This is a genomic window from Paenibacillus sp. GP183, from assembly GCF_900104695.1.
Taxonomy (GTDB): Bacteria; Bacillota; Bacilli; order Paenibacillales; family NBRC-103111; genus Paenibacillus_AI.
Genome location: NZ_FNSW01000001.1, coordinates 3,752,011 through 3,777,519, shown reverse-complemented (window position 1 = coordinate 3,777,519; position 25,509 = coordinate 3,752,011). Strand labels below are relative to the sequence as shown.

The following is a 25,509-nucleotide window of genomic DNA, read 5'->3' as shown; positions in this document are numbered from 1 at the left end:
ATATTATTGGATGAAAATTACATAGATTTGCAAAGATTTGCTGAAAAGGGAGGCGAGTACAGTGCAGCCCATTTTACAAGTGGACACCCTGTATGGAGGATATATTCCGGGCAAGCCTGTGCTCCATGATATCACATTTTCGGTCCGTCCAGGTGAGATGATCGGCTTGATTGGACTCAATGGAGCAGGCAAAAGCACGACCATCAAACACATATTGGGCTTGCTTCATCCTCAAAAAGGAAACGTGCGCATCAACGGATTAACCTTGAAGGACAATCCGCTTGCTTATCGGTCCGCTTATGCTTATGTACCGGAAAGTCCTGAGCTCTACGAAGAGCTCACGATCCGTGAGCATCTGGAGCTTTCCGCGATGGCTTACGGTTTGACGAAAGACGTCTTCAAAGCTCGCTCGGAGGCGCTTCTTGGCGAATTTCAGATGAAGGATAAACTGAACAGTTTTTCCAATCATCTGTCCAAGGGCATGAAGCAAAAAGTGATGATTATGAATGCTTTTCTGATTGAGCCCTCGCTGTACATAATTGATGAGCCTTTTCTCGGTCTCGATCCGCTGGCGATTCGTTCACTGCTCGATCTAATGGTACAAATGAAGAGAAGGGGCGCCAGCTTCCTGATTTCTTCTCACATTCTCTCGACTATAGAAAAATACTGTGACCGGTACATCGTGCTTCATCGCGGCCATATAGTCGCTTATGGCGATTTGGATGAAATTCGCTTGCAAACACAGCTGCCCGGTGCATCCCTTGATGATTTGTTTTACAACCTGGTGCAAGGTGAAGGCGGTACGCCATGAGCCTCATGGAATTGGATGTTCAGTCTCTTTGGAAGCAGCGGTTTGAGCGCTATGCGAGGGAGACGATCGGCTACTGGCAGTATGCGGCAAGAAGCAATTTTATCGGGTTTTTGCTTTTTCTTATAATTGTTTCTTCCTATTATTATGCCAAAACTCTACAGCATCTTCCGACATCTTATCCTTATATATGGATAACGGCTTTAGTGCTGGTCCCCCTGCTCGTTTGGAGTCCGATTCGGACACTTTTGAAGGAACCTGACCGCATGTTTTTACTTCGGGTCGAGCTGAAGATGGGAGCTTATTTTCGCGGAGGCTTTCTATACAGCTTGTTCATGCAAAGCTTTTTCAGCTTCCTTGCTTTGACCGCGCTTTGGCCGTTATACCGGCATTGTGCGGGGGATGCATCGCAGCCCTTCTTATTCGTATTGGGATTTCTGCTTATCCTCAAAACCGCGAACCTTCAGGCAAGCTGGCGGGAAAGCCAATTTGTGCTGACGCAGGCCCGAGTTCTCTCCGCTTCGTACAGGTGGATTGCTGTATTCGTTATCATCTTTTTGTTGTTTTTACATAGCCCTTTGGAAACTTTGGCCGCCACCTTCATTTTTATCTGTATATGGCTCGCTGTGTTCAGTCAATTAACCCGATACCGAGTGGGTTGGGATTATTTGATCGACAGAGAAAAGCAGCATCAGGGCAGGCTGTATACATTCTTTAATTGGTTTATTGACGTTCCGCATTTATCAACACGCATTCGTCATCGGAGCTGGATTAGCGGAATTACCAAAACTCTTCCGTTTGCCTCAGATTCAACCTATTTGTACCTTTACAGCAAAACCCTGCTTCGCACGGAGCTCTTCGGAATGGTGGAACGCATCACGCTCATAGGTGCTCTGGCCATCTTCGTACTCAGCAGCGATGCGGCGCGAACCGTTGTTTTTTTAGCCGCCTTATTAATCACTACGGTTCAGCTCTCATCCCTTGGACAAGCCCATCGTTACACCTTTTGGCTGGAGATGTATCCCCTGGATAAAAGCTTAAAGCCCGCTTCTATAGCCTGGATTGTGTGGACAACCTTATTTATTCAGTCCCTTTTGCTTGCGATTCCGCTTCTGATTCGCACTCCCTGGGTTTATGCGTTGGTGCCTTTGGTTTGTATCGCGCTCAGCAGCTTCATTTGCGGCGTCATTTTGCGCCGTAAATTTGTAGAGGAGTGAGCACGTTCATCGAAGCCCAAGAAGTCGAATAGCATTATTCGTTGTCACCTGGGCCAGCTCCTCCAGACTCATACCGCGGATTTCGGCTGCCGCTTCGGCAACAAGCTTCACATAAGAGCTTTCATTGCGCATGCCGCGATTAGGATGCGGGGTCAAGTAAGGTGCATCGGTTTCAATCAATAAACGGTCCAAGGGAACCTGTGCCAGCACTTCCTTGGGCTGTTTGGCATTTTTAAAGGTAACCGGCCCGCCGAAGGAAATATAGAAATTCATATCCAGACACATTTTCGCTGTGTCCCAACTGCCGGAAAAACAGTGCATGATGCCGCCGACTTCAGCTGCTTTTTCTTCTCGCAGGACCTCAATAATATCATGGTGCGCTTCGCGATTGTGGATTACAATCGGTTTGCCGATTTTTTTGGCCAGACGGATTTGCTCGCGAAAGACTCGGTTTTGTACATCCTTGGGTGATGTGTCCCAGTGGTAATCCAATCCAATTTCCCCAATCGCTACTACCTTCTCATGCTTGCTGAGCTCTTCAATCCACTCCAAATCTCCCGGCAGCATATCCTTCGCATCCTGAGGGTGCCAGCCGACGATGGCATAAATAAAATCATATTTCTCTGCCAGCTCCATGGTGGTCGGAATTGTCTCCCGATTAAAACCCACATTAACGATACGAGTCACTCCAACATCCCAAGCTCTTTGAATCATTTCTTCCCGGTCTTCATTAAATTGGCTTGCATCCAAATGAGTATGTGTATCAGTCAGCATATGCGGCTCCTTTTGTACGAATCATTAGTAAGGTTTACCTGCCAAGGCGGCATAAATATCCGGATATTGAATTCGGTTCACCCGCGACAGCAGCTCCTCTGGATAATAAATATGATGCTTGCCCATGTGCAGACCGCTGATGGAGCTGACAATATCGGATTTCACTGAAATTTCCGTCAGCTCCTCATGCCCATCGAGCAGGTAGATGGGCAGCTTTTCATCATTTTCGCCTGGGCGATAAACATCATAAGAAAGGTCGGATGAGAAATCGACCGCCATATAATAAGCCGGATCATAACCCGCGTCCGAATAAATCTCCGCCAGCCGAAGCATGAAAGAATTGGACGGCTGCTCCTGGGTTGTATACTTGAACAACCTGCGATGCAGAAACCGACTGCATAGATCCGCCAGCACAGGGTCCTCCTCCCTGCTCCAGAACATCAGCATGGTTTGCATAAAGGACTCATCGAGCAGAAAGTAGTCATTTTCGGATAGTTGATTGAGGAACAGCTTTTCCAATGGATTCAGTAAATAGTTAAACGGAAATTTTTCTTCATATAAATGCTTGGCACGTCCAAAAATCTTTTGCAGCAATATTTCCGCACTGCGCGTAACCGGGTGAAAATAAACCTGCCAATACATCTGATAACGCGACATGAGATAATCCTCAACAGCATGCATGCCGCTCTCCTTGACAACAATATACCCTTTGTATGGCCTGACGACTCTTAAAATTCGCTCCAAATCAAACGTTCCATAATTGACACCCGTAAAATAAGCATCCCGCAGCAAATAATCCATTCGGTCAGCATCCAACTGGCTGGATACGAGACTGACCACTATTTCTTTAGGATAAGATTTGCAAATGACCCCGGCCACTTGATTCGGAAAATCCGGCGACACCCGGCGAAGCACCTCATTAACTTCGGTATCTCCAAGCACGATCCGGCAGGACCACTCTTCGTGATTCGTGCCAAAAACCTTCTCTATGGAATGAGAGAATGGACCGTGGCCCAAGTCATGAAGCAGTGCCGCACAGAGGCAGAGCAAGCGCTCTTCTTGAGGCCAATCCTCATAAGCATTGCGTTCGAACTGAGAAATAATTTTGCGGGTGATTTCATAAACGCCCAAGGAATGAGAGAATCGACTGTGCTCCGCCCCATGAAAGGTGAGAAACGAGGTCCCCATTTGACGAATGCGGCGAAGCCGTTGAAACTCGCGAGTGTTGATCAAATCCCAAATCGTTTGATCCTGAACATAAATATATTTATGAACCGGATCCTTAAAAACTTTTTCTTCTTTCATCATGATTTGCTGCTTCCCCTTTCATTTTCACTTTTTTGTCACATTTGAATGAATTGATTTCTGAGTTTGTCGAATTATGGTGAATATTGTCGATTAATAATTTCCAATTTGCGTCCCGATGCAGAAAGTTTGCATCGGGACGCAAATATTAGTTAAAAACCCTTTTTTATGTAATATATGACATACGGAACACTTGATTTTATTGGTTTTTTTGATTTATACTAGAGTTCGATCCTCTGCTTGAAGCGTTGCAAAAAGCATCCTTCAATGTGCTCTCGGTTGACTTATTTGGGAATCGTTGGTATCATAAATATGAGAAAAATGTCGAATTTTGACGGAAAATTTTAATTTATTTGAAAGGGGACTCACATATGATGAAATCCACTGGTATTGTTAGAAAAGTCGATGAATTAGGTCGTGTTGTTATTCCAATCGAGCTGCGCCGTACTTTGGGCATTGGCGAAAAAGACGCTTTGGAGATTTATGTAGATGGCGAGCGCATCATGCTCAAGAAATACGAGCCTGCCTGTATCTTCTGCGGTAATGCAGAAAATGTAACTTATTTCAAGGGTAAAATTGTCTGCAATAGTTGTTTATCCGAAATGCCAACTCCTGTGACAAAATAAGAAATATAGAGTATAATAAAAGTATCAAATTTCAATTGGTAATTCTAACCTTTTTCATATCTCCTCTAGTCTCTAATCCTTGGCTTCGGCCTAACGGATTAGAGATCTTTTTTTGTGCCAGAGACATGGATTCTGGATTTATTCCTTCTCCAGCAGCGCGTTGTAGACCTCCCTCTTGGGCACTCCGCGGTCTGCTGCTGCTTGCTTGGTCGCCTCCTTCTTGTCCTGGCCCTGCTGGACATAGCGCTCCACGTGCTCGGCCAGCGTCAGTGCCTCCCACCAAGCGCCATTCGCCGGCGATTCCATTGCTTGTCCACCTTCGGCGATCAAGCAATATTCGCCCTGCGGCGCATGCTGCGCCAAATGCGCGAGGCACTCCTCAATCGTGCCGCGGGCAAACTCCTCGAACTTCTTCGTCAGCTCTCGAGCGAGACAAATGCGGCGCTGTGCTCCCCACACCTGCGCCATGCGCTCCAGCGTCTTGACGACTCGGTGCGGCGACTCGTAAAAGATCAGCGTCTCCGGCAGGGGAGCGAGACGCTCCAGCTCTTTCGTCAGGTCTTTCTTCTCCCGTGGGAGAAAGCCGACGAAGGTGAAGCGGTCCGTGGGCAGGCCCGATGCAATCAGGGCAGACAACGCCGCATTCGCACCGGGGATGGGTACCACCGGCACCGACTGCTCTACGGCCATCCTCACCAGGTCGAACCCTGGATCGGAAATGGCCGGAAGCCCTGCATCGCTAACCAGCGCGATGCTCTGCCCTTCAAGCAGCAAGCGGACAAGCTCCGGTCCGCTTGCCTGCTTGTTGTGTTCGTGATAGCTGACGAGTCGCGTAGCGACTTCGAAGTGCGTCAGCAGCTTGCGGGTTTGCCGCGTGTCTTCCGCAGCGATGATATGGACCTCCTTCAGCGTGCGGATCGCGCGGAAGGTCATGTCCTCGAGGTTGCCGATGGGTGTGGCAACCAGATAAAGCGTGCCGGAGGCGGGAGCGGCGCCGGATGGCGCGTAGCTTTTTTGCAGGTTCACGGGCTTGACCCCTCTTTACTTGATATTTGGCCGCCATAGTAAATCTCCATTAATTCCTTACAGTACTGATCTTGGTCGTTATACACAATGAACGGCGGCAGGGTGCGAAGCTCAGACTTTCCGTCTTTGGCCCCCTCGACCAGGACCATCATCGCCTCTTCATGAGCCCTCGCATGGACAAAACGGATCCGCTTGGGTTCCAGCCGGTACTTCCTCATCAGGGTAAGGATGTCCACTAATCGCGCAGGGCGATGCACCATCGCGAATTTACCGCCTGCGCGAGTTTGTTTAGCACCGGCTGAGATGACTTCCTCCAGCGTACAATGAATCTCGTGCCTTGCTGCCGCCACATGCTCATTGATGTTCTGTTCCCCCGCCGGAACCGGCAAATAGGGAGGATTGACCGTAATGAGATCAAACTGCCCATGTCCCAAGCTGAGATGGATGGTTCGAAGATCGCCGTGGATCATATGCAGCCTGCCTTCCAGCTCGTTCAACTGAACATTGCGTACGGCCATATCCGCCAGCCTTTCTTGAATCTCTACGCCCCAGATTTCCGCAGCTTTAGTGCGAGTCGTCAAGAGCAGCGGCACTACCCCATTGCCGGTGCATAAATCCAACACTTTGCCCCGAGGCGGCATGCTGCAAAACCTTGCGAGCAATATCGCATCCAGCGAAAAGCTAAATACTTCCTCGCTTTGTATGATGTGCAGGCCATGTGTTAACAGATCGTCGATCCGTTCACTGCTTGCTAAAGCAATATCCTTCATACCGTAATCCTTTCCAGGGTTTGATGAAAAAAAACCGTAGAGAGAGCCTCCCTACGGCTATACGTTTATTTATTCAAAAAGGATAGACAGAATAGACAATCTCCTTCAGTTCGCAAATGACCGTAATACACGTTGCATATATGAAAACCTTCGACATACAGTCTGGCCAGATTATCATAACCTTCGCCAATCATGGAGGCTTCCTTGAACATTCCTGAAGGGTCGGAAGACGCTTCTTCCTGCCTGATCAATTTGCGCAGCTGTTGATTTTCAATGCTGAGCCGCTTATTTTCTTCAATTAGACCTATAATCTGTTTCTTTAAATCGCCAAGCTCGATATGCGCAGCACCTATGCGTTTTTCCATATCGCCAATCTGAGCGAAAATATCCGGTTTCTCCACGATTTCACCTCTAGAAGCCACTTCCTGCTACTCTTGTTCCACTACATCATCCAAGGGAAGGTCCATTACTTTTTTCTGCTCAAACAATTGAACCTTGGCTGTACGTTCATTCAGATTGAGACCGAGCAATTTACCATTGCCCAAAGAAGTGATGACCTGTCTGCCTACTGTCGGCAGGGAGTCCTTCGCACTCTCGTAATTATCATGCTCATATTTCAAGCAGCACATCAGCCGGCCGCATAAGCCTGAAATTTTGGTCGGATTTAAGGAGAGATTTTGGTCCTTGGCCATTTTGATAGATACAGGCTCAAAGTCTCCCAGAAAAGAAGAGCAGCACAGAATTCGACCGCAAGGGCCAATGCCGCCAAGCATTTTCGCTTCATCGCGGACACCAATTTGGCGCAGTTCAATTCTTGTACGGAAAATGCTGGCTAAATCCTTAACCAGCTCCCGAAAATCAACTCGACCCTCGGCCGTAAAATAAAAAATAATTTTATTGCGGTCAAACGTATATTCCACATCGACCAGCTTCATCTTGAGGCTGTGGTCTTTGATTTTTTCCTGACAGGTTTGGAAAGCCTCTTTTGCCGCTTTCTTATTTTCCTCCACCAGATCCGCGTCCGAATGGTCGGCAAGTCGAATAACTTTCTTGAGCGGAAGTACTACATCGTTGTCCTGAACCGTCTTCTTGCCAACTACCACCCTGCCGTACTCTACTCCGCGCGCTGTTTCCACGATCACCGCGCTCTCATGCTCAATAGGCAGATCAATCGGATCAAAATAATATATTTTACCCGCTTTTTTGAAGCGGACGCCTACGACCGAATACATATTACACCCCCTGTATGTCAACCAACATCTTTTCAATCACCAGCTGTGGATTGGCATTAAAGCGAAGACGCTTTTGCAGGCTCACGGCCTGATCCATCATTCGAATCCAGTCTAGTACTTCGCGACTTGATGCAAGGGCAGCCATCCAGTCCAGCTGGTCTGTAAATACTAGATTATCTCTGCGTCCCAAACGCAGCTGCACCATATCTTTAAACCAGAGAATCAACAAATCAAACAAGCTCGAGATGTGATCCGCCAGTTCAGTTTTGATCAACTTTTGTTGAATCGTCACGATGGAAGACGGGAATCTTGTCAGCGTCTCCTTTGCTAATTGTAACATTACATTTCGCATTTCTGCAAACCAATTTGCCCCAATAAGCTCTCGAGCTGCTGCTAGTCCTGCTGTTATATGGGCCGCAGGCTGAACCAGCACCGCCGGATGACCCTCCGCCAGTAAGGATTTGATCATCTCGTCCCTTGGCATGGGATTGAAAGAAATCCATTGAGCCCTCGATTGAATTGTCGGCAGCAGCGCATTCCCATTCTCTGTGATCAAAATAGCGACGACCTTCGAGGTCGGCTCCTCTAGAAACTTCAGCAGGCTGTTGGCCGCTGGAACGGTCATTTTTTCCGCTTGCTGCAGAATATAAATCTTCGTTTCCGAGGCTGTTGCCCTGTAAGCAAATTCCTTTTGCAGCTCGCGAATCTGCTCGATTTTGATGGAGGCTCCCTCCGGCTGCACGATATGCAAATCGGGATGGTTGCCATGCTCCACCTTGCGGCATTCCAAACATTCCCCGCAGGAATCATCGACGAATACCTTGCAATAAATCGCTTTTGCCAACGCTATTGCCATCTCGTAGCCACCCGTCCCAACGGGTCCGCTAAATATATACGCATGCGACAATGTATCGTTTCTCAGCCCGCTTTGCAAAAGACGCTTTGCAGCAGCTTGTCCGCGAATCGCTTGAAAAGACATAATCTCAAATGCGCCACCTTAAAATAAAAGATTAATCAGCATACCTCGAATTTCGCCGACTTTTTGCAATAGTTCAATACGGCCCTGTTCGCTTATCAGCATATCATCCGCAAGATCCAGCAATTCCTTATCTATTTCTTCTAAAATTTTATATCGCTTTGCACGCCCGCGGCGATCCCAGCCCCTTGTGTCTTTGATGCTCACCCCGCGTCTTGCGGTTTCCTCCAAAAATTGCTTTACCAGCAGCTTGTATTGCCTAAGCTCGCGAACCGTCATGGATTTGGCGAGACGATCTCCTTGCAAGGAGATCTGCTGCATCATCTGGCTTAACTGCTCCTGCGAGAATTTCTCGTTATTCTGCTGCATGATGTCCGAAAAATTGCGTGGAGCCATTTGGGGCGGCGGCGCATTATCGCTGATCTTGACATTTTTCCCGATCGGCTGCCACCCTGGATTTATTTTCAAGGACGATCCCACCCTTTTTTGCCAAGGATAAACGGCTGCGCCGTCCTAATTAACGAGCTCGTTTGTCAAGGTTGATGCGAAGCAAGATAAGTTTAGAATAACTTATACTTTCATATCAACTTAAAAATGCTCGAAACGTTCTACCGGTAGCACGAATACAGCAGCCCCGCCCACTTGAACCTCCACTGGAAACGGAATATAGGAATCGGTAGTACCTCCCATTGGAGAAACAGGGGTTACAAGCTGCTCACGGATTTTACAATTAGCCTTAATCACTTTAAGTGCTTCTGGCACCCTCTCGTCCTCTGTACCAATCATAAAGGTGGTATTTCCCGCGCGAAGGAACCCTCCCGTACTAGCCAGCTTGGTAGCGCGAAAGCCTTCTTTGACCAAAGCATTGGATAAACGGTTGCTGTCTTTATCCTGAACAACGGCTATGACTAATTTCATAATTATTCACCCTCTTCATTTAGATAACCCTTCCAATAAACGCTTACAATCCGCTAAAATATCAATCGCGATTTCATCCTCGGTACGATGCGCATTAATGACGACTACCCGGCTGGGCTCATCTTCGGCTATTCGGTGAAAACCTTCCCGGACGCGGTTATGGTACTCGAAGCCCTTCTGCTCAATACGATCCAGCGGTGCCTGAGCGGAGGCCTGAGATCTTTGCAACAGCCGCTCTTTGCTAACCTCAACCGGAACATCAAGCAAATACGTGCGAGTGGCTTGAAGTCCGGAGCTCGCGAACCGGTTTATTGCTTTCACAAGTCCGATGTCGACTCCAAGTCCACAGGCTTGGTATGCGACACTGGCATCAATAAATCGATCGCAAAGCACAATCTTACTTTCTTGCAATGCGGGAAGAATCCGCTCATGAACGTGCTGTGCTCTGGAAGCGGCGTATAACAGGACTTCGGTTTGGTCCACCATCTCTTGGTTGTCCGGCGAGAGAATAATACTGCGGATCTTATCGCTGATTGCTGTACCCCCAGGTTCTCTGGTCACTAAGATCTCATGTCCCATATCTTGCAATTCCTTCGCTAATCTTTGAAGCTGGGTTGTTTTTCCGGCTCCGTCCGGTCCTTCAAATGTGATGAAAATTCCTTTCACGATATCCTCCTGAAACCTGCTGAACCAGCTTTTTATGTGAACACTTCGATGTTTTGCAAATTACCGCCGGGCATTCCCTGAAATTTTATGCCTGATGCAGCAAGCTCCTGCAAATACTCAGCACTGCGAGCGGTTATCCATTCTCCCGGGTACCAAAGAGGAATTCCTGGGGGATAAGGAATGACCATTCTTGCTGACCTTTTGCCTATAGCATCCTTGATGCTGACCCATTCCGTTTCTTGGTTTTCCCGGCCATTGGTTTCTCTAGCTGGATAAAGCTGAAAAGCAACCGGATCTGAAAATTGGATAAACGGGGTCATCTTTATTTTATTCGCGATTCGTTCTGATTTTTCCTTCTTTTGAAGCTTTCGCTCCTCACATATGTTGACTAAAGCCTGAACAATTCTAGCAGCATCCTCCTTAGTTGTCCCCCAGGTAAAAACGAGCAGGACTCGCTTTTCATCCGCCATTTCTGCATAGCATCCATATGCTTCCAACTGATCTCGAAGCTCTGGTCCCGATAATGTCCCCATAGCATCATAAATACCGATTTTAAATGGATCTTGATATGTATATGCAGCAGCTGCGGAAGTTGGGTGCGTCAATCCATAACACGACAATTTCTTCAGCTCAGCTATACATGCTTTTACCACCAGCAATCCTTCTTGAAGCAGAGCTTTACCTTGTACATGCATCTGCCTTCTTGCTAAATCCAACGATCCCATTATCGGATAGGAAGGACTTGAGCTTTGAAGAATGGATAATCGCTGCTTGACGGCCGCGCGGTTAATCAGCTCTCCTTGCATATGAAGCATGGCACCCATGGTCATGGCGGATAACATTTTATGCGTGGATTGCACTACGATATCAGCACCGCGGGAGAGTGCGGAAGGCGGCAATTCTGGATGAAATCCGAAATGCGCTCCATGTGCTTCATCTACTAGCAGCGGCTTATTGTGCTTATGCATCAGCTCAGCCAGTAGCTTAAGATCGATACCCATTCCGTAATAATTCGGATTTGTTATAAGGAGTCCCTTGGCTTCTGGATAGGCTTGAAGCGCCTTTTCTACATCTTTCGCATCTACGCCTGCTGCCATTCCTTCTTCTGGATCCCATTGCGGAGCCAAAAATACCGCTCTAGCCCCGGCTAACATCAGGCCGTGGATCACCGATTTATGTACATTTCTCTGCACGAACAGAATATCCCCAGGTTCACAGACGGCTGAAATCATGGCGAGATTGCCAACTGTACTGCCGCCTACCAGGAACAAAGTCTCCTCCGCCCCAAAACAATCCGCCGCCAGGTGCTGCGCTTCAAGAATGACGCCATCTGCTTGATGCAGATCATCAAGTCCGGTTATTTCTGTATAATCTATCGATAATATTTGTTCATAAAAAGAAGCCGCCGTCGCATCTGCCCCCATCCCCGATTTATGGCCGGGAACATGAAAGCTCGCCGGCTTCTTGCGGTGATGAGCTGCCATTGCTTCGAACAGCGGTGCTCGGTGTTTTTTGCTATTACTCCACAACTCTCTCATGGACTTGTCCATTCCCCCAGCCGGTAAGTGTCGTGCCGCTTACTCTTATACTAGAGGATTGCTCCGAAAAAAACAAAGAAGCTGCGATTTCATTTGCTGGACGAAGTAACGGTATCTCTCATCCTGTGCATCCGTTTCAACCATTTCCATCTCGCAATCGTCACATAAAAATCCAGATAATATGAAAATACCGTTTTCTTGATTTTGTCCGCAGATCATGCAAGGACTTACCTGTTTCTTTTCCATGGAACCACCTCTTCATGTATGGGTAGTACCCAGTATTGCCGGATCGGATCTCTCTCAAACTATTCTTATAATCTTTCTTATGCATGCCGATAAATGGATTAATGCTCAATTCTCGACTCGGAGGTCCATATGTCTCAACGGGATCCATTTCATTCCACGGAAACTACCATATATAATTACAGACTGATGAAACGAGTACAACATACACCCTATATGAAGTTCTTTTATTCGGGGCTGATTCTCTTGCTGCTAGCCATAGATATCAGCGAAGAATTCTGGTGGTTTTTTATTGTGAGTAGTCCCCTGCTACTGGGCCTCCACTTCCTCCTGGTTTGGCTGTATTTCTATTTTACCGTCGGCGGTTCCATGCGGGGATGGTCCTTTCAATGGGGCTTATTCTGGAATGGGATCCTCCCCGAAGGCCATGCGACAATTCGATTGGTGCAAAAAGTGCAGCTCCATTTGTTTTGGAGTACACTTATTCTTCTTGGCGTGCTCTCCCCTTGGATCAGTGCCATGTTTGCGGTGAATCTTTTGGTTTTTCATCTGTGGGCGATGCTGCCCCGATTGGTTATACTCTTCCTTTTTCGCTCTTTTCACAAAAACGGACTCATTCGGATCAGCCGCAAAGACACATCTTGCTACTTACCTTAGCTGAAGGATTGGACAAGATGGTATTTCATACATCTCGTAACACTGTTTAGACTATTATCGACGGGATAGCATGCAGAACCTACATTTGGCAGAGCAATTTCTCACTACAATAATCAACTAGCCGCGCCTTCTGAGATGTACAATCTGTATCTGAGCAGTATTTCTTGAAAACAGTGCAGCCAATAGAAAAAGAACCCATCTGATTTTTCATCAAATGAGTTCTTTTTGTTTTGGGCTTGGCAACGTTCTACTCTTCCAGAACCCTGCGGTTCAAGTACCATCGACGCTGGAGGGCTTAACGGTCGTGTTCGAGATGGGAACGCGTGGTTCCCCTCCGCCATCGTCACCAAACGGAAAGATACATACAGGAAATATTATTCCTTGAAAACTAGCAGCGAAACGAACATTAGCGTGTGTGTTGACTTAGATTTTGCTTCCGAAGCCAGCTTTCCTCCGGAAAGCTCTTAGGTTAAGCCCTCGACCGATTAGTATTCGTCAGCTGCATGGGTTGCCCCACTTCCACCTCGAACCTATCTACCTCGTCGTCTACAAGGGGTCTTACTGATTGGGAAATCTCATCTTGAGGGGGGCTTCGCGCTTAGATGCTTTCAGCGCTTATCCCCTCCGTACATAGCTACCCAGCTATGCCTCTGGCGAGACAACTGGTACACCAGCGGTACGTCCATCCCGGTCCTCTCGTACTAAGGACAGCTCCTCTCAAATTTCCTGCGCCCGCGACAGATAGGGACCGAACTGTCTCACGACGTTCTGAACCCAGCTCGCGTACCGCTTTAATGGGCGAACAGCCCAACCCTTGGGACCTACTTCAGCCCCAGGATGCGATGAGCCGACATCGAGGTGCCAAACCTCCCCGTCGATGTGGACTCTTGGGGGAGATAAGCCTGTTATCCCCAGGGTAGCTTTTATCCGTTGAGCGATGGCCCTTCCATTCGGTACCACCGGATCACTAAGTCCGACTTTCGTCCCTGCTCGACCTGTTTGTCTCGCAGTCAAGCTCCCTTATGCCTTTGCACTCTGCGAATGATTTCCAACCATTCTGAGGGAACCTTTAAACGCCTCCGTTACATTTTAGGAGGCGACCGCCCCAGTCAAACTGCCCACCTGACACTGTCCCCATACCGGTTCACGGTACCAGGTTAGAACCTAGGTACGATCAGGGTGGTATCCCAACGGCGCCTCCACCTAAGCTGGCGCTCAGGCTTCTACGGCTCCCACCTATCCTGTACAGATCGTACCCAAGTCCAATATCAAGCTGCAGTAAAGCTCCATGGGGTCTTTCCGTCTTGTCGCGGGTAACCTGCATCTTCACAGGTATTAAAATTTCACCGGATCTCTCGTTGAGACAGCGCCCAAGTCGTTACGCCATTCGTGCGGGTCAGAATTTACCTGACAAGGAATTTCGCTACCTTAGGACCGTTATAGTTACGGCCGCCGTTTACTGGGGCTTCAATTCATAGCTTCACCTTGCGGCTGACCACTCCTCTTAACCTTCCAGCACCGGGCAGGCGTCAGCCCGTATACTTCGCCTTGCGGCTTCGCACAGACCTGTGTTTTTGCTAAACAGTCGCTTGGGCCTTTTCACTGCGGCCCCCTCGGGCTATTCACCCTACCGAGGCACCCCTTCTCCCGAAGTTACGGGGTCATTTTGCCGAGTTCCTTAACGAGAGTTCTTCCGCGCGCCTTAGAATTCTCTTCTCGCCCACCTGTGTCGGTTTGCGGTACGGGCACCTTCGCCTGGCTAGAAGCTTTTCTTGGCAGCTTGAGTACATGACCTTCGGTACTGTAATTTTCCCTCCCCATCACAGCCCAGCCTTTCGATGTGCGGATTTACCTGCACACCAGCCTCACTGCTTGGACGAGCTCTTCCATCCGCTCGCGTCTTTCCCCTTCTGCGTCACTCCATCACTCATAACGGCTACGGTGGTACAGGAATTTCCACCTGTTGTCCATCGACTACGCCTTTCGGCCTCGCCTTAGGTCCCGACTTACCCTGAGCGGACGAGCCTTCCTCAGGAAACCTTAGGCTTTCGGCGGATCAGATTCTCACTGATCTTTTCGTTACTTATACCGGCATTCTCACTTGTATGCGCTCCACCTGTCCTCACGGTCAGAATTCAACGTACATACAACGCTCCCCTACCCAAGCGCGAATCTTGTTCGCGCCAGCCATAGCTTCGGTGGCGTGTTTAGCCCCGTTACATTTTCGGCGCAGAGTCACTCGACCAGTGAGCTATTACGCACTCTTTCAATGGTGGCTGCTTCTAAGCCAACATCCTGGTTGTCTGGGCAACTCCACATCCTTTCCCACTTAACACGCACTTGGGGACCTTAGCTGATGGTCTGGGCTGTTTCCCTCTTGACAATGGATCTTAGCACTCACTGTCTGACTCCCGGATCTAAGTTTGTGGCATTCAGAGTTTGACTGGACTTGGTAACCCTTGGCGGGCCCCGCACCCAATCAGTGCTTTACCTCCACAACTCGTTTTCCGAGGCTAGCCCTAAAGCTATTTCGGGGAGAACCAGCTATCTCCGAGTTCGATTGGAATTTCTCCGCTACCCCCACCTCATCCCCGAATTTTTCAACATTCGTGGGTTCGGGCCTCCAGTGAGTGTTACCTCACCTTCACCCTGGACAGGGGTAGATCACACGGTTTCGGGTCTACGCCTGCATACTCATGCGCCCTATTCAGACTCGCTTTCGCTGCGGCTCCGTCTTTTCAACTTAACCTCGCATGCAAACGTAACTCGCCGGTTCATTCTACAAAAGGCACGCCATCACACATAGAAAGTGCTCTGACTTTTTGTAAGCACACGGTTTCAGGTTCTTTTTCACTCCGCTTCCGCGGTGCTTTTCACCTTTCCCTCACGGTACTGCTTCACTATCGGTCACTAGGGAGTATTTAGCCTTGGCAGATGGTCCTGCCGGATTCCGACGGGGTTTCACGTGTCCCGCCGTACTCAGGATCCGTCTAGGGGTTTCGCTTGGTTTGGGCTACAGGGCTTTTACCTTCTTTGCCGGGCCTTTCCAGACCTCTTCACCTACCAAGCTAACCCCATGTTGACGTCCTACAACCCCAGGGAGCAAGCTCCCTGGTTTGGGCTTCTCCGCGTTCGCTCGCCGCTACTGACGGAATCACTTTTGTTTTCTGTTCCTCCAGGTACTTAGATGTTTCAGTTCCCTGGGTATGCCTCCAACTATCCTATGAATTCAGATAGTGGTAACTGCGCATTACCGCAGCCGGGTTCCCCCATTCGGACATCCCCGGATCAAAGCCTGCTTACGGCTCCCCGAGGCATTTCGTCGTTCGCCACGTCCTTCTTCGGCTCCTAGTGCCTAGGCATCCTCCGTGTGCTCTTTCTAGCTTAACCAATGTAACCTTGCGGCTACGGTTTATTCTAGAAACATTCATTTGTTGTGACACAAATGATGCTTAAAGGAATTCTAAGTTTCACGCTTTTGTTCGTTTCGCTATCTAGTTTTCAAGGAACAATCGTTGTAACCAGTAGGGCGCAAGGCGCTGCGTGGTTATAAACAATGATACTTAGCTTGCCCACATCCATATAACAGAATGAAAACTGTTTATTTGAAGTAGAGTAAGCAACACCGCCTTATCGGCGGTGGAAGTATATCTTATCATACTGCCTTGCTGCATGCAATCCACAAAAAATGGAAATCGCTTGCTTAAAGGTAAATGGTGGAGCCAAGCGGGATCGAACCGCTGACCTCCTGCTTGCAAGGCAGGCGCTCTCCCAGCTGAGCTATGGCCCCTTAAGTTACTTTGAACTCGAAAGCTCAAAGCAAGCTCCATCAAAACTGAACAAATGAATTGATGAATCAGCGATTTGTAATGCTTTTGCGCTTACGCGCTTGACTGAGCACACTGCTGCGCTCGAGTCTCCATAGAAAGGAGGTGATCCAGCCGCACCTTCCGATACGGCTACCTTGTTACGACTTCACCCCAATCATCTACCCCACCTTCGGCGGCTGGCTCCCTTGCGGGTTACCCCACCGACTTCGGGTGTTGTAAACTCTCGTGGTGTGACGGGCGGTGTGTACAAGACCCGGGAACGTATTCACCGCGGCATGCTGATCCGCGATTACTAGCAATTCCGACTTCATGCAGGCGAGTTGCAGCCTGCAATCCGAACTGAGACCGGCTTCTAAGGATTCGCTCCAGATCGCTCCTTCGCTTCCCGTTGTACCGGCCATTGTAGTACGTGTGTAGCCCAGGTCATAAGGGGCATGATGATTTGACGTCATCCCCACCTTCCTCCGGTTTGTCACCGGCAGTCACGTTAGAGTGCCCGACCTTACTCGCTGGCAACTAACATCAAGGGTTGCGCTCGTTGCGGGACTTAACCCAACATCTCACGACACGAGCTGACGACAACCATGCACCACCTGTCTCCCCTGTCCCGAAGGCCTAGCTTATCTCTAAACTATTCAGGGGGATGTCAAGACCTGGTAAGGTTCTTCGCGTTGCTTCGAATTAAACCACATACTCCACTGCTTGTGCGGGTCCCCGTCAATTCCTTTGAGTTTCACTCTTGCGAGCGTACTCCCCAGGCGGAGTGCTTACTGTGTTAACTTCGGCACCAAGGGCATCGAAACCCCTAACACCTAGCACTCATCGTTTACGGCGTGGACTACCAGGGTATCTAATCCTGTTTGCTCCCCACGCTTTCGCGCCTCAGCGTCAGTTATAGGCCAGAAAGTCGCCTTCGCCACTGGTGTTCCTCCACATCTCTACGCATTTCACCGCTACACGTGGAATTCCACTTTCCTCTCCTACACTCAAGTCCACCAGTTTTGGATGCGCACCGGGGTTGAGCCCCGGCTTTAAACATCCAACTTACTGAACCGCCTGCGCGCGCTTTACGCCCAATAATTCCGGACAACGCTTGCCCCCTACGTATTACCGCGGCTGCTGGCACGTAGTTAGCCGGGGCTTTCTTCTCCTATACCGTCACAGCCAGAGCAGTTACTCTCTGACTCGTTCGTCTAGGGCAACAGAGCTTTACGATCCGAAAACCTTCATCACTCACGCGGCGTTGCTCCGTCAGACTTGCGTCCATTGCGGAAGATTCCCTACTGCTGCCTCCCGTAGGAGTCTGGGCCGTGTCTCAGTCCCAGTGTGGCCGTTCACCCTCTCAGGTCGGCTACGCATCGTCGCCTAGGTGAGCCGTTACCTCACCTACTAGCTAATGCGCCGCAGGCCCATCCAAAGGCCACAGATTGCTCCGTGTTTCATGGCGCCTTCATGCGAAAGCGCCAATTATTCGGTCTTAGCTATCGTTTCCGATAGTTATCCCGATCCTTCAGGCAGGTTGCCTACGTGTTACTCACCCGTCCGCCGCTGACTCATCCCCGAAGGAATAAATCCGCTCGACTTGCATGTATTAGGCACGCCGCCAGCGTTCGTCCTGAGCCAGGATCAAACTCTCCAATAAAAGTTCCGAATTGGTGATTTGATCCAGGATCAAACTCTCCAATAAAGTTGCACACGAACCATAAGTCCATGCGGCTTTTATTCTCAAGCTTAAACAGCTCAAAATGTACAACTAGTTTTTGCTGATTCATCATTCATTTGTTCAGTTTTCAAGGAGCTTTATGACTCACCGCTGCATGTCTTAACTTGTGGCGGCAAGAATATATATTATCAGGTTTCAAAATGAATTGCAACCCAAAAAATACATCCATTTTTTTACTGCTGATGAGCTGCAATTCCCCAATGTTCCACCGCCAAATGAAGCTGTTTCCCAACAGTCGAGTCCCCATTTTCGATGCGCAGGGACTAAACTTCCCCTAAAAGCCGCAGCAGCTCCTGTTCGTCCTCGATAACGCGAATCCCCAGTTCCTGTGCTTTGGTCAACTTGCTGCCCGCACTTTCCCCGGCGATCACCATATCTGTTTTCTTTGACACACTGCCCGTTATTTTTGCGCCTAGAGCTTCCAGCTTTTTGGCAGCTTCATCGCGTCCCATTGTGCTCAGGGTACCTGTAAGAACAACCGTTTTGCCGTAAAAAGGATTGTCCGGATCGGCCGAAACAGCATGCGTCTCTTCAACTATCGGGTTCACGCCCGCGTTTAGCATGCGCCCAATGCTGTCCGCGATGACCGGATCCCGGAAGAATGAATAAATGCTATCGGCGACAATGCCTCCGACATCAGGCAAGGCAATAAGCTCCTCCGGACTCGCTTCCATCACTTTGCTCAGACTGCCGTAATGGTCGGCGAGAACTTTGGTTGTGGTTTTGCCCGAATTGGGAATGCCCAGAGCATAGAGGAACGATGCCAGATCACGCGATTTGCTTTTATGTAAGGATTCAAGCAGATTGCTGGCTTTCTTTTCGCCGAATCGTTCCAGCTTGATCAGATCCTCATATTGCAAATCATAGAGATCCGCAGGGTCACGCACCTCAAGCTCCTGATAGAGCTGCGCGGCGGTCATTTCACTGAAAGTCTCGATATCCATGGCGTCTCTGGAGGCAAAATGAGTGATCCTTCCGATAAGCTGCGGACTGCATCCCAAACGATTGGGGCAAAATAAATGCGCTCCCCTGAGCTCAAGCTCCGAGGAACAGGCAGGACAATGCGTCGGGTAAACGATCTCTTCGCCGTCCTGTTCCTCCGTCACCTTACCCAAAATTTCCGGAATGACGTCATTCGACCTGCGGATAAACACAAGACTGCCGAGTGCGAATTTAAGGTTTTTGCGTTCAATGTCCCCTATATTATTGAGCGTGCAGTTCTGAACGGTTACCCCCGCAAGGTCAACGGCTTCAACGCGGGCCAAAGGTGTGATTTTGCCGGTTCGGCCAACCTCCCAGGATACGGACTGCAGAATCGTGGTCGTCTCTTCCGCCTCGAACTTAAAGGCTACCGCCCAGCGCGGAAATTTATCGGTATTGCCCAGCACTTCCCGGGTACGCATATCGGTCAGCTTAACCACACCGCCATCGATCAAAAAGTCAAAGCTGTGGCGCTGCTCGGCCAGCCATTCCAGATCGGCAGCCACATCCTCGATTTTGTCAAAAAAATGGATGTGCGGGCTGACCTTGAAGTAATTAGCCTGAAGAAACTGGACCATCTCTTGGTGATTTGCAAATTGAATGCCATCCGAATAACCAACGTTATAGAAAAAAGCGTCCAGCTTACGCTCGGCAGTCAATTTTGGATTCAGGTTGCGGAGTGCTCCTGCGGCGGCATTGCGGGCATTTTTTAACGGCTCCACGGCCGTTTTATTGTATTCCTCCAGCACGGACAGGAACATCATGCCTTCCCCTTGGATCTCAAGTGTTCCGCCGGTATAGGGTATCTCCAAGGGAATGGACTTGATGGTTTTCACTTGAGCAAGAATACCTTCGCCGATAACGCCGTTACCGCGAGTTGATGCCTGAGCCAAACGTCCTTCTTTATAGGTAAGATTGAGCGTAAGTCCATCAAACTTCAGCTCCACCACGTAGGATGGATCCGGTAGAGGTTGATCCGGATGCTTGCTGTTGTAATCAGCAATCAATTTCACTGCGCGAGCATGCCAGGTCATCATGCTGTCGATATTCTGGGCTTTGTCCAAGCTCCATAGTCGAGCTAAATGCCGATGCGGAACAAAGCCTTTCAAGGTTTCGCCGCCAACGCGCTGTGTAGGGGAAGACGGAAGCACGATACCCGTCTCCTTTTCCATCTCCAGAAGCTTATCATATAAAGCATCCCACTCCTTATCGGAGATCGTGGGTCGATCGAGAGTGTAATAATGATAGTTATGGCGGCTGATTTCATCAATGAGGGCTTTCATGGCTGAGACGGCATCGGACATGTAAGGAATCTTCCTCTCTTTTAAATTAAATCAATTTTCCTTGGTGATCGGAGCAAACTTGGCAAGCAGTCTCTTCACACCGACAGGTGCAGGAAAAGCAATTTGCAGCTCGGTATCATCAGCGGCTCCTTTAATGGAAACCACAGTGCCTATACCCCATTTGCCATGCGACACTTTGTCGCCCATTTTGTAATCCACAACCTTATTATCACCAATAGGCTGCCTGGTTGTAATCGTGACTTTCCCGGCAGAGCTGCTCGATGACGTGCCTTGCGAAGCACCTGCTGACGGCTTACCAAACGATGAGGGCTGTCCCCAGGCTATGGAGCCGCCGCCTGAACGCGAACTGGCTGCGCCGGCACCCGCACCGAATCGGCTTCCGCCGTTCGGTGCCCATGCCTGGCGTGTAGCCCGGCTGTAGCGGTCCTCTCCGCCGGCGGCGGACAAATTCTCCAGAATTTCCTGCGGAATTTCTGTGAGAAATCGGGACGGCGCATTTGCAGCCGTCCGTCCAAACAAGGTCCGCATCCGCGCGCAGGACAAGAACAGCTCCTCTTCGGCTCGGGTGATACCTACATAAGCCAAGCGCCGCTCCTCTTCCAGCTCTTCCTCATCCGTGAAGGCCCGGCTGTGCGGAAACACGCCTTCCTCCATGCCGACGATAAACACGACAGGAAACTCCAGACCCTTGGCGCTGTGCATAGTCATCAGAACAACGGCATCACTGTCATCCTTTTCTTTATCCATCGTGTCGATGTCCGCGATCAAAGCAAGGTCTGTCAAGAAAGCGACCAGTGTCTTGTCTTCGTTGCGGGTTTCAAAATCCATGGTCACGGAGAGAAACTCATCAATATTCTCCAGTCTGGCTTTAGATTCAAGCGTGTTCTCCCGCTGCATTTCCAGCCTGAACTCCGTAAGCTCAAGCATCTTCTCGGTTAGCTCCGTGACGGAAAGATACTCTACCATACGGTTCAGATTCTCAATCAACTCGCGAAAATCCGCCAAAGCATGCTTGGTCTTGGGACTGATTTCCAGCGCATCGACCATTTCAAGCATAGCGTAAAGGGAAACGCCGCGGCGGCCGGCCATATCGGTCAGCTTGCTCATCGTAGTATCTCCAATACCGCGCTTAGGCACATTGATGATTCGCAATAGGCTGATATCATCGTCAGGATTGGAGATCAAGCGAAGATAGGCGAGAATATCCTTGATTTCTTTGCGATCATAGAACTTGACGCCGCCAACAATCGTGTAAGGAATATCGGATTTGATCAAAATTTCCTCGATCACCCGGGATTGCGCATTCGTGCGATAGAGGATCGCATGGTCTGCGAAATTTTTACCGCGAGATCGATTGCTGTTGATTTCATTGGTTACAAAATAACCCTCAGCATGCTCGGAGTCCGCTTGATATACCTTGATTTTGCTGCCGCCTTCTTTATCCGTCCACAGATTCTTTGGCTTGCGGCCCGTATTATTAGAGATGACCTGATTCGCAGCCTGTAAAATATTCGAGGTCGAGCGATAGTTTTGCTCCAGGAAAATGACAGTGGCGTTCGGGTAATCTTTTTCAAAGTTCAAAATGTTCGAAATATCTGCGCCCCGCCAACGGTAAATGGATTGATCGCTGTCGCCCACCACACAAATGCGCTTGTGCTTATCTGCAATCATCTGGCACAGCATGTACTGCGCACGGTTCGTATCCTGATATTCGTCCACATGAATATAATGAAATTTATTTTGATAAAAATGGAGAACCTCGGGCACATCTTTAAAAAGCTGGATCGTGGTCATGATGAGATCGTCAAAATCTAGCGAATTGTTGCTCTTTAATTTTTTCTGATAGAGTGCATACACCTTAGCCACTAAGCCTTCAAAATAATCGCCGATTGAACTTTCATAGGCCTGGGGAGTGATAAGTTCATTTTTAGCGTTGCCGATGGCAGCCTGGAATGTCTTGGGCTCGAACTTTTTGGTGTCGATGTTGAGTTCCTTGAGACAGGCTCTGATGACTGAAAGCTGATCGCCTGAATCGAGAATCGTAAAGTTCGAAGTAAATCCGATCCGATTGATATCCTTGCGCAAAATGCGCACACACATGGAGTGAAAGGTGGACACCCATATATCATTGCCCGAAGGGCCAATCAGCTTGCCTACCCGGTCCCGCATTTCCCGTGCTGCTTTATTGGTAAAAGTAATGGCCAGAATGCTCCAGGGAGCTGCTTTTTGTGTGGCTATGAGATAAGCGATCCGATGTGTCAGCACCCGAGTTTTCCCGCTACCCGCTCCTGCCATGATCAAAAGAGGACCATCCACAGCTTGAACGGCCTTGCGTTGTTCTGGATTCAGCCGCTTGATCGCTTCCATGATGTTTATAGTTTCGTTCATTGCCTTACCTTCCTGTTCTATCGATATTCACGGTTTGAAGCGCCGACTCCAAATCGCTGTAGATGATGTTGCCGACAACAATCGTGTCGGCGGCCAGCGCGGCTTCACGCGCTTTATCCAGGCTGTCAATACCGCCTCCATAAAATAGACGGGCTTGCTCCAGAGTTTCTTTGGTCCGGCGGACGAGTTCCATATTGCCATATTGTCCGCTGTATTCTATATATACAATCGGCATGCGGAACAGCTTGTCCGCCATTCGCGCATAAGCGGTTACGTCCTTGGACTCCAAGTGAGTATTCGCCGAGGTTACCCGCGCAGCCGTGGAATCTTCATTAAGAATGATGTAGCCTTCTGCCAAAATTTCATCCCAGTTCAAAATCGCTCCGTATTCCTTCAAAGCCGCATGGTGCTGACCGACAATCCATTTGGGGTCACTCGAGTTCATCACAACGGGTATCAAAAACAAATCGAACCCCGGTACGATCGCTTCTTGATTGGAAACCTCAAGTACACAGGGGACCTCATATTGGCGGATGCGGGCAAGTAAATCTACTGTATTGTCAAAAGTGACTCCGGTGGAGCCACCTACCAGAATGCCATCGGTTCCGGACATGCAGATTTGATCAAGCGCCTGATCCGAGAGCTCTCTGTCCGGATCCAGCTTAAACACATGCTTCCACTGACGTATGTCGACGATCAAAAAGAGCCCCTCCGATTAAGCGGTCATTATGCCATAATACCCTCAGTCTATGCTACCCTCGCAGGTGTGTCAAATAGCAAAAGACGGGCACTCGGCCCGTCTTTTGGAGGTTTACTTGACCTCGATGGTAAAAATCTTTTCGACATTCAAGGCTGTGTGATCATTTTGCTGCAGATCCAATTTAATCGTGTGTTTGCCGGTTGTCAGATTTTCCAGCTTAACCGGAGCTTCCGTCTTGAGCATAGCCTTTTGCTTGCCGTCCACAGTCAGATGAAGATGTCCCTCACCCGGTACTTTGGCTCCGCCCATGTGATCCGCGGACAGTTGAAGATTGCTTACCTTGTAAGTAATGGTAACGCTGTTGCCAACGACCACATACTGTGCGTCAAGCGAAGGCTTGCTTCCCATTTGAAGGGCTGATCCACCTGTCTGGGATGAAGTCGTAATCGTCTTTGCACTGGTGTCCAGAGAAGCATCCTTCTTCGCGCCGCAGGCCGTCCCAATTCCGGTTAAAACCGTCAAGGAGATGACGCCAAGAACCCAAGATTTTTTCAATGTCATTCATTACACCCTCTTCTATTCATAGTGGACATCCTTTCTACCTTGTATATGAGTGACAAGCCCTTTTCATTCCATTAAAAAAAGCTGCTCCATGTTTTGGAACAGCTTTACTTGTATTTGCTTCCTGCGGACTCATCTTTTAAAAGCTGAATTTGCTGCCTTCATTAGGGGATTGGCTCAATTTTGTTTTTTCGTCGGAAGCTTCATTTTTGTCTGAAAAGCTGGTCGATGCAGAAGACTCCGGTGCAGTCGAATTGTTTTTTGCTCCGCTGGGCGTTTGAGAGCTTGTGTAATTTATAGGCGATGCCGGGCCATAGTTTCCATTGGGAAATAACGGCGAATTCGTTTGCGATTGTGACGGCTGGTAAATTTGCTGCTGACCCATGCCTTGAGGCTGTTGATTAAATGCAAAGGTTTGATTTTGCGGCTGATTCTGCATTTGATTTTGCATTTGATTTTGCATTTGATTTTGGCCGCCTAGGCTGCCGAATCTATTTTGCTGAACAAAGCCGTGTAGTTGGGAGGCTGACTGGCTTTGTTTTTGCAGCTCCTTTTGAATTTCCTGCTGAGAGGCTGTCGGGATTTCTCCATAACCAATAGTCTGCTGCATGACTTCATAGAGGATGCCTTGATCATGGAGTGTTTTTTGCAAAAGGAACTGAAAGGTCTGCCGCGTTTGCGTGTTATTGGCTTCCAGTACCGCTGTTGTGTACTCTCTGGCCACACGTTTTAACTCGGATAATATCAGATGAGCCAAATCCTGTTCTTGCAAATGTGCCTGCATGCCCTGAAGCGATTGCTGACCGCCATAGCCTTGCTGTTGATAATAATTTTGTTGATTCAAGTGCCGTGCACCTCCTATTGGTTACATTACGGATTTTTTAATGGGTGATGCCGGATTGCTGCTGCAGGGTATTAATGAGCAAGCTGACATTTTGCAAATGGTCTTGAGATAATTGAGCAAAAAGCTGCTTCAATCCCTGATTTTGACTTTCTACAGCCCCTTGCACGCAAAGCTTGGTCAACATTTCTTCATTCTTGATTGAATCGGCTATGTAGGAAAATTCTTTCATGGTTACCGCTTGATTGAACATGCGAAATACCCCTCCTTTCTGACTAAAGGATAGGGTTCCCATTTTGTTTCCATTTTATGTGTATATGCGAAAAAGACAGGGGAATATCTAAAATTTCATATGATGCTTTCGATTTGAAGCGGAGCAATCGCTCTCACGCGCTGCATGGTTATTGGATTATGAACAAATGGCT

The 25,509-nt window shown here is 48.9% G+C and carries 22 protein-coding genes, 1 tRNA gene and 3 rRNA genes; 4 read left to right on the top strand and 22 right to left on the bottom strand.

Annotation, left to right across the window (positions count from 1 at the left end; translation table 11 throughout):
- The first annotated feature begins 61 nt into the window (after positions 1-61).
- Together BLV33_RS18565 and BLV33_RS18560 are read left to right on the top strand one after the other, a co-directional pair.
- On the top strand, positions 62-811 hold the full coding sequence (locus BLV33_RS18565; protein WP_090794887.1) for an ABC transporter ATP-binding protein: 750 nt from the start codon (positions 62-64) through the stop codon (positions 809-811).
- Positions 808-2,025: an ABC transporter permease gene (locus tag BLV33_RS18560; protein WP_090794884.1), complete on the top strand. Its 1,218-nt coding sequence runs from the start codon at positions 808-810 to the stop codon at positions 2,023-2,025. The genes BLV33_RS18565 and BLV33_RS18560 overlap by 4 nt, the downstream gene beginning before the upstream one ends.
- Before the next feature lie 6 nt (positions 2,026-2,031).
- Here BLV33_RS18560 and BLV33_RS18555 read toward each other — a convergent pair whose 3' ends face one another.
- Complete coding sequence (locus BLV33_RS18555; RefSeq protein ID WP_090794880.1) at positions 2,032-2,799, bottom strand: TatD family hydrolase; 768 nt, start codon at positions 2,797-2,799, stop codon at positions 2,032-2,034.
- A gap of 24 nt (positions 2,800-2,823) precedes the next feature.
- Positions 2,824-4,104: an HD domain-containing protein gene (locus BLV33_RS18550; protein WP_090799045.1), complete on the bottom strand. Its 1,281-nt coding sequence runs from the start codon at positions 4,102-4,104 to the stop codon at positions 2,824-2,826.
- A gap of 371 nt (positions 4,105-4,475) precedes the next feature.
- Between BLV33_RS18550 and BLV33_RS18545 the strand changes: the two genes are divergently transcribed.
- The gene (locus BLV33_RS18545; protein WP_090794877.1) at positions 4,476-4,730 is read left to right on the top strand and encodes an AbrB/MazE/SpoVT family DNA-binding domain-containing protein; all 255 of its coding nucleotides are present in this window, start codon (positions 4,476-4,478) and stop codon (positions 4,728-4,730) included.
- 138 nt (positions 4,731-4,868) lie between these two features.
- Here BLV33_RS18545 and rsmI read toward each other — a convergent pair whose 3' ends face one another.
- The 10 genes from rsmI to BLV33_RS18495 all read right to left on the bottom strand — a co-directional run bounded on the left by rsmI (position 4,869) and on the right by BLV33_RS18495 (position 12,102).
- Positions 4,869-5,756 carry a 16S rRNA (cytidine(1402)-2'-O)-methyltransferase gene (gene rsmI, locus BLV33_RS18540; RefSeq protein WP_090794874.1) on the bottom strand — a complete coding sequence of 296 codons (888 nt, stop codon included), beginning with the start codon at positions 5,754-5,756 and terminating at the stop codon, positions 4,869-4,871.
- Positions 5,753-6,526, bottom strand: a complete 774-nt coding sequence (locus BLV33_RS18535) for a tRNA1(Val) (adenine(37)-N6)-methyltransferase (RefSeq protein WP_090794870.1) — start codon at positions 6,524-6,526, stop codon at positions 5,753-5,755. The genes rsmI and BLV33_RS18535 overlap by 4 nt, the downstream gene beginning before the upstream one ends.
- A 65-nt stretch (positions 6,527-6,591) precedes the next feature.
- Complete coding sequence (gene yabA / locus BLV33_RS18530; RefSeq protein ID WP_090799043.1) at positions 6,592-6,927, bottom strand: DNA replication initiation control protein YabA; 336 nt, start codon at positions 6,925-6,927, stop codon at positions 6,592-6,594.
- Positions 6,928-6,954: 27 nt separating this feature from the next.
- Complete coding sequence (locus tag BLV33_RS18525) at positions 6,955-7,758, bottom strand: PSP1 domain-containing protein (RefSeq protein ID WP_090794866.1); 804 nt, start codon at positions 7,756-7,758, stop codon at positions 6,955-6,957.
- A gap of 1 nt (position 7,759) precedes the next feature.
- On the bottom strand, positions 7,760-8,737 hold the full coding sequence (gene holB / locus BLV33_RS18520) for a DNA polymerase III subunit delta' (protein WP_090794863.1): 978 nt from the start codon (positions 8,735-8,737) through the stop codon (positions 7,760-7,762).
- Between the two features lie 18 nt (positions 8,738-8,755).
- Positions 8,756-9,202 (bottom strand): YaaR family protein, encoded by a 447-nt coding sequence (locus BLV33_RS18515; protein WP_090794860.1) that lies wholly within the window; start codon positions 9,200-9,202, stop codon positions 8,756-8,758.
- Between the two features lie 120 nt (positions 9,203-9,322).
- Positions 9,323-9,652, bottom strand: a complete 330-nt coding sequence (locus tag BLV33_RS18510) for a cyclic-di-AMP receptor (protein WP_090794857.1) — start codon at positions 9,650-9,652, stop codon at positions 9,323-9,325.
- A 15-nt stretch (positions 9,653-9,667) separates the two neighbouring features.
- Complete coding sequence (gene tmk / locus BLV33_RS18505) at positions 9,668-10,318, bottom strand: dTMP kinase (RefSeq protein WP_090794853.1); 651 nt, start codon at positions 10,316-10,318, stop codon at positions 9,668-9,670.
- A 32-nt stretch (positions 10,319-10,350) separates the two neighbouring features.
- Complete coding sequence (locus tag BLV33_RS18500; protein ID WP_090794850.1) at positions 10,351-11,856, bottom strand: aminotransferase class I/II-fold pyridoxal phosphate-dependent enzyme; 1,506 nt, start codon at positions 11,854-11,856, stop codon at positions 10,351-10,353.
- Positions 11,857-11,901: 45 nt separating this feature from the next.
- Positions 11,902-12,102 carry a sigma factor G inhibitor Gin gene (locus BLV33_RS18495; RefSeq protein WP_090794847.1) on the bottom strand — a complete coding sequence of 67 codons (201 nt, stop codon included), beginning with the start codon at positions 12,100-12,102 and terminating at the stop codon, positions 11,902-11,904.
- A 129-nt stretch (positions 12,103-12,231) separates the two neighbouring features.
- On the opposite strand from BLV33_RS18495, the gene BLV33_RS18490 reads away from it, so the two are divergent.
- Complete coding sequence (locus BLV33_RS18490) at positions 12,232-12,756, top strand: hypothetical protein (protein ID WP_090794845.1); 525 nt, start codon at positions 12,232-12,234, stop codon at positions 12,754-12,756.
- 234 nt (positions 12,757-12,990) lie between these two features.
- Here BLV33_RS18490 and rrf read toward each other — a convergent pair.
- From rrf to BLV33_RS18440, 10 genes are all read right to left on the bottom strand, one after another.
- Positions 12,991-13,107 (bottom strand): 5S ribosomal RNA (gene rrf, locus BLV33_RS18485).
- A 114-nt stretch (positions 13,108-13,221) separates the two neighbouring features.
- Positions 13,222-16,146 (bottom strand): 23S ribosomal RNA (locus BLV33_RS18480).
- Positions 16,147-16,470: 324 nt separating this feature from the next.
- Positions 16,471-16,546, bottom strand: a tRNA-Ala gene (locus BLV33_RS18475).
- 135 nt (positions 16,547-16,681) lie between these two features.
- Positions 16,682-18,228, bottom strand: a 16S ribosomal RNA gene (locus BLV33_RS18470).
- Together the 16S, 23S and 5S rRNA genes with 1 tRNA gene alongside form the textbook arrangement of a ribosomal RNA operon.
- Before the next feature lie 344 nt (positions 18,229-18,572).
- Positions 18,573-20,594 carry an NAD-dependent DNA ligase LigA gene (gene ligA / locus BLV33_RS18465; protein WP_090794842.1) on the bottom strand — a complete coding sequence of 674 codons (2,022 nt, stop codon included), beginning with the start codon at positions 20,592-20,594 and terminating at the stop codon, positions 18,573-18,575.
- Positions 20,595-20,624: 30 nt separating this feature from the next.
- Positions 20,625-22,982: a DNA helicase PcrA gene (pcrA, locus tag BLV33_RS18460; protein ID WP_090794840.1), complete on the bottom strand. Its 2,358-nt coding sequence runs from the start codon at positions 22,980-22,982 to the stop codon at positions 20,625-20,627.
- 4 nt (positions 22,983-22,986) lie between these two features.
- Positions 22,987-23,682, bottom strand: coding sequence for a heptaprenylglyceryl phosphate synthase (locus BLV33_RS18455; RefSeq protein WP_090794836.1), 696 nt, complete (start codon positions 23,680-23,682; stop codon positions 22,987-22,989).
- Between the two features lie 111 nt (positions 23,683-23,793).
- Entirely contained in the window at positions 23,794-24,243 is a 450-nt protein-coding gene (locus tag BLV33_RS18450; RefSeq protein WP_253187106.1) for a DUF6130 family protein, read from the bottom strand.
- A gap of 139 nt (positions 24,244-24,382) precedes the next feature.
- Entirely contained in the window at positions 24,383-25,087 is a 705-nt protein-coding gene (locus tag BLV33_RS18445; RefSeq protein WP_090794833.1) for a spore coat protein, read from the bottom strand.
- 37 nt (positions 25,088-25,124) lie between these two features.
- Positions 25,125-25,337 (bottom strand): hypothetical protein, encoded by a 213-nt coding sequence (locus tag BLV33_RS18440; RefSeq protein WP_090794830.1) that lies wholly within the window; start codon positions 25,335-25,337, stop codon positions 25,125-25,127.
- Between the last annotated feature and the right edge of the window lie 172 nt (positions 25,338-25,509).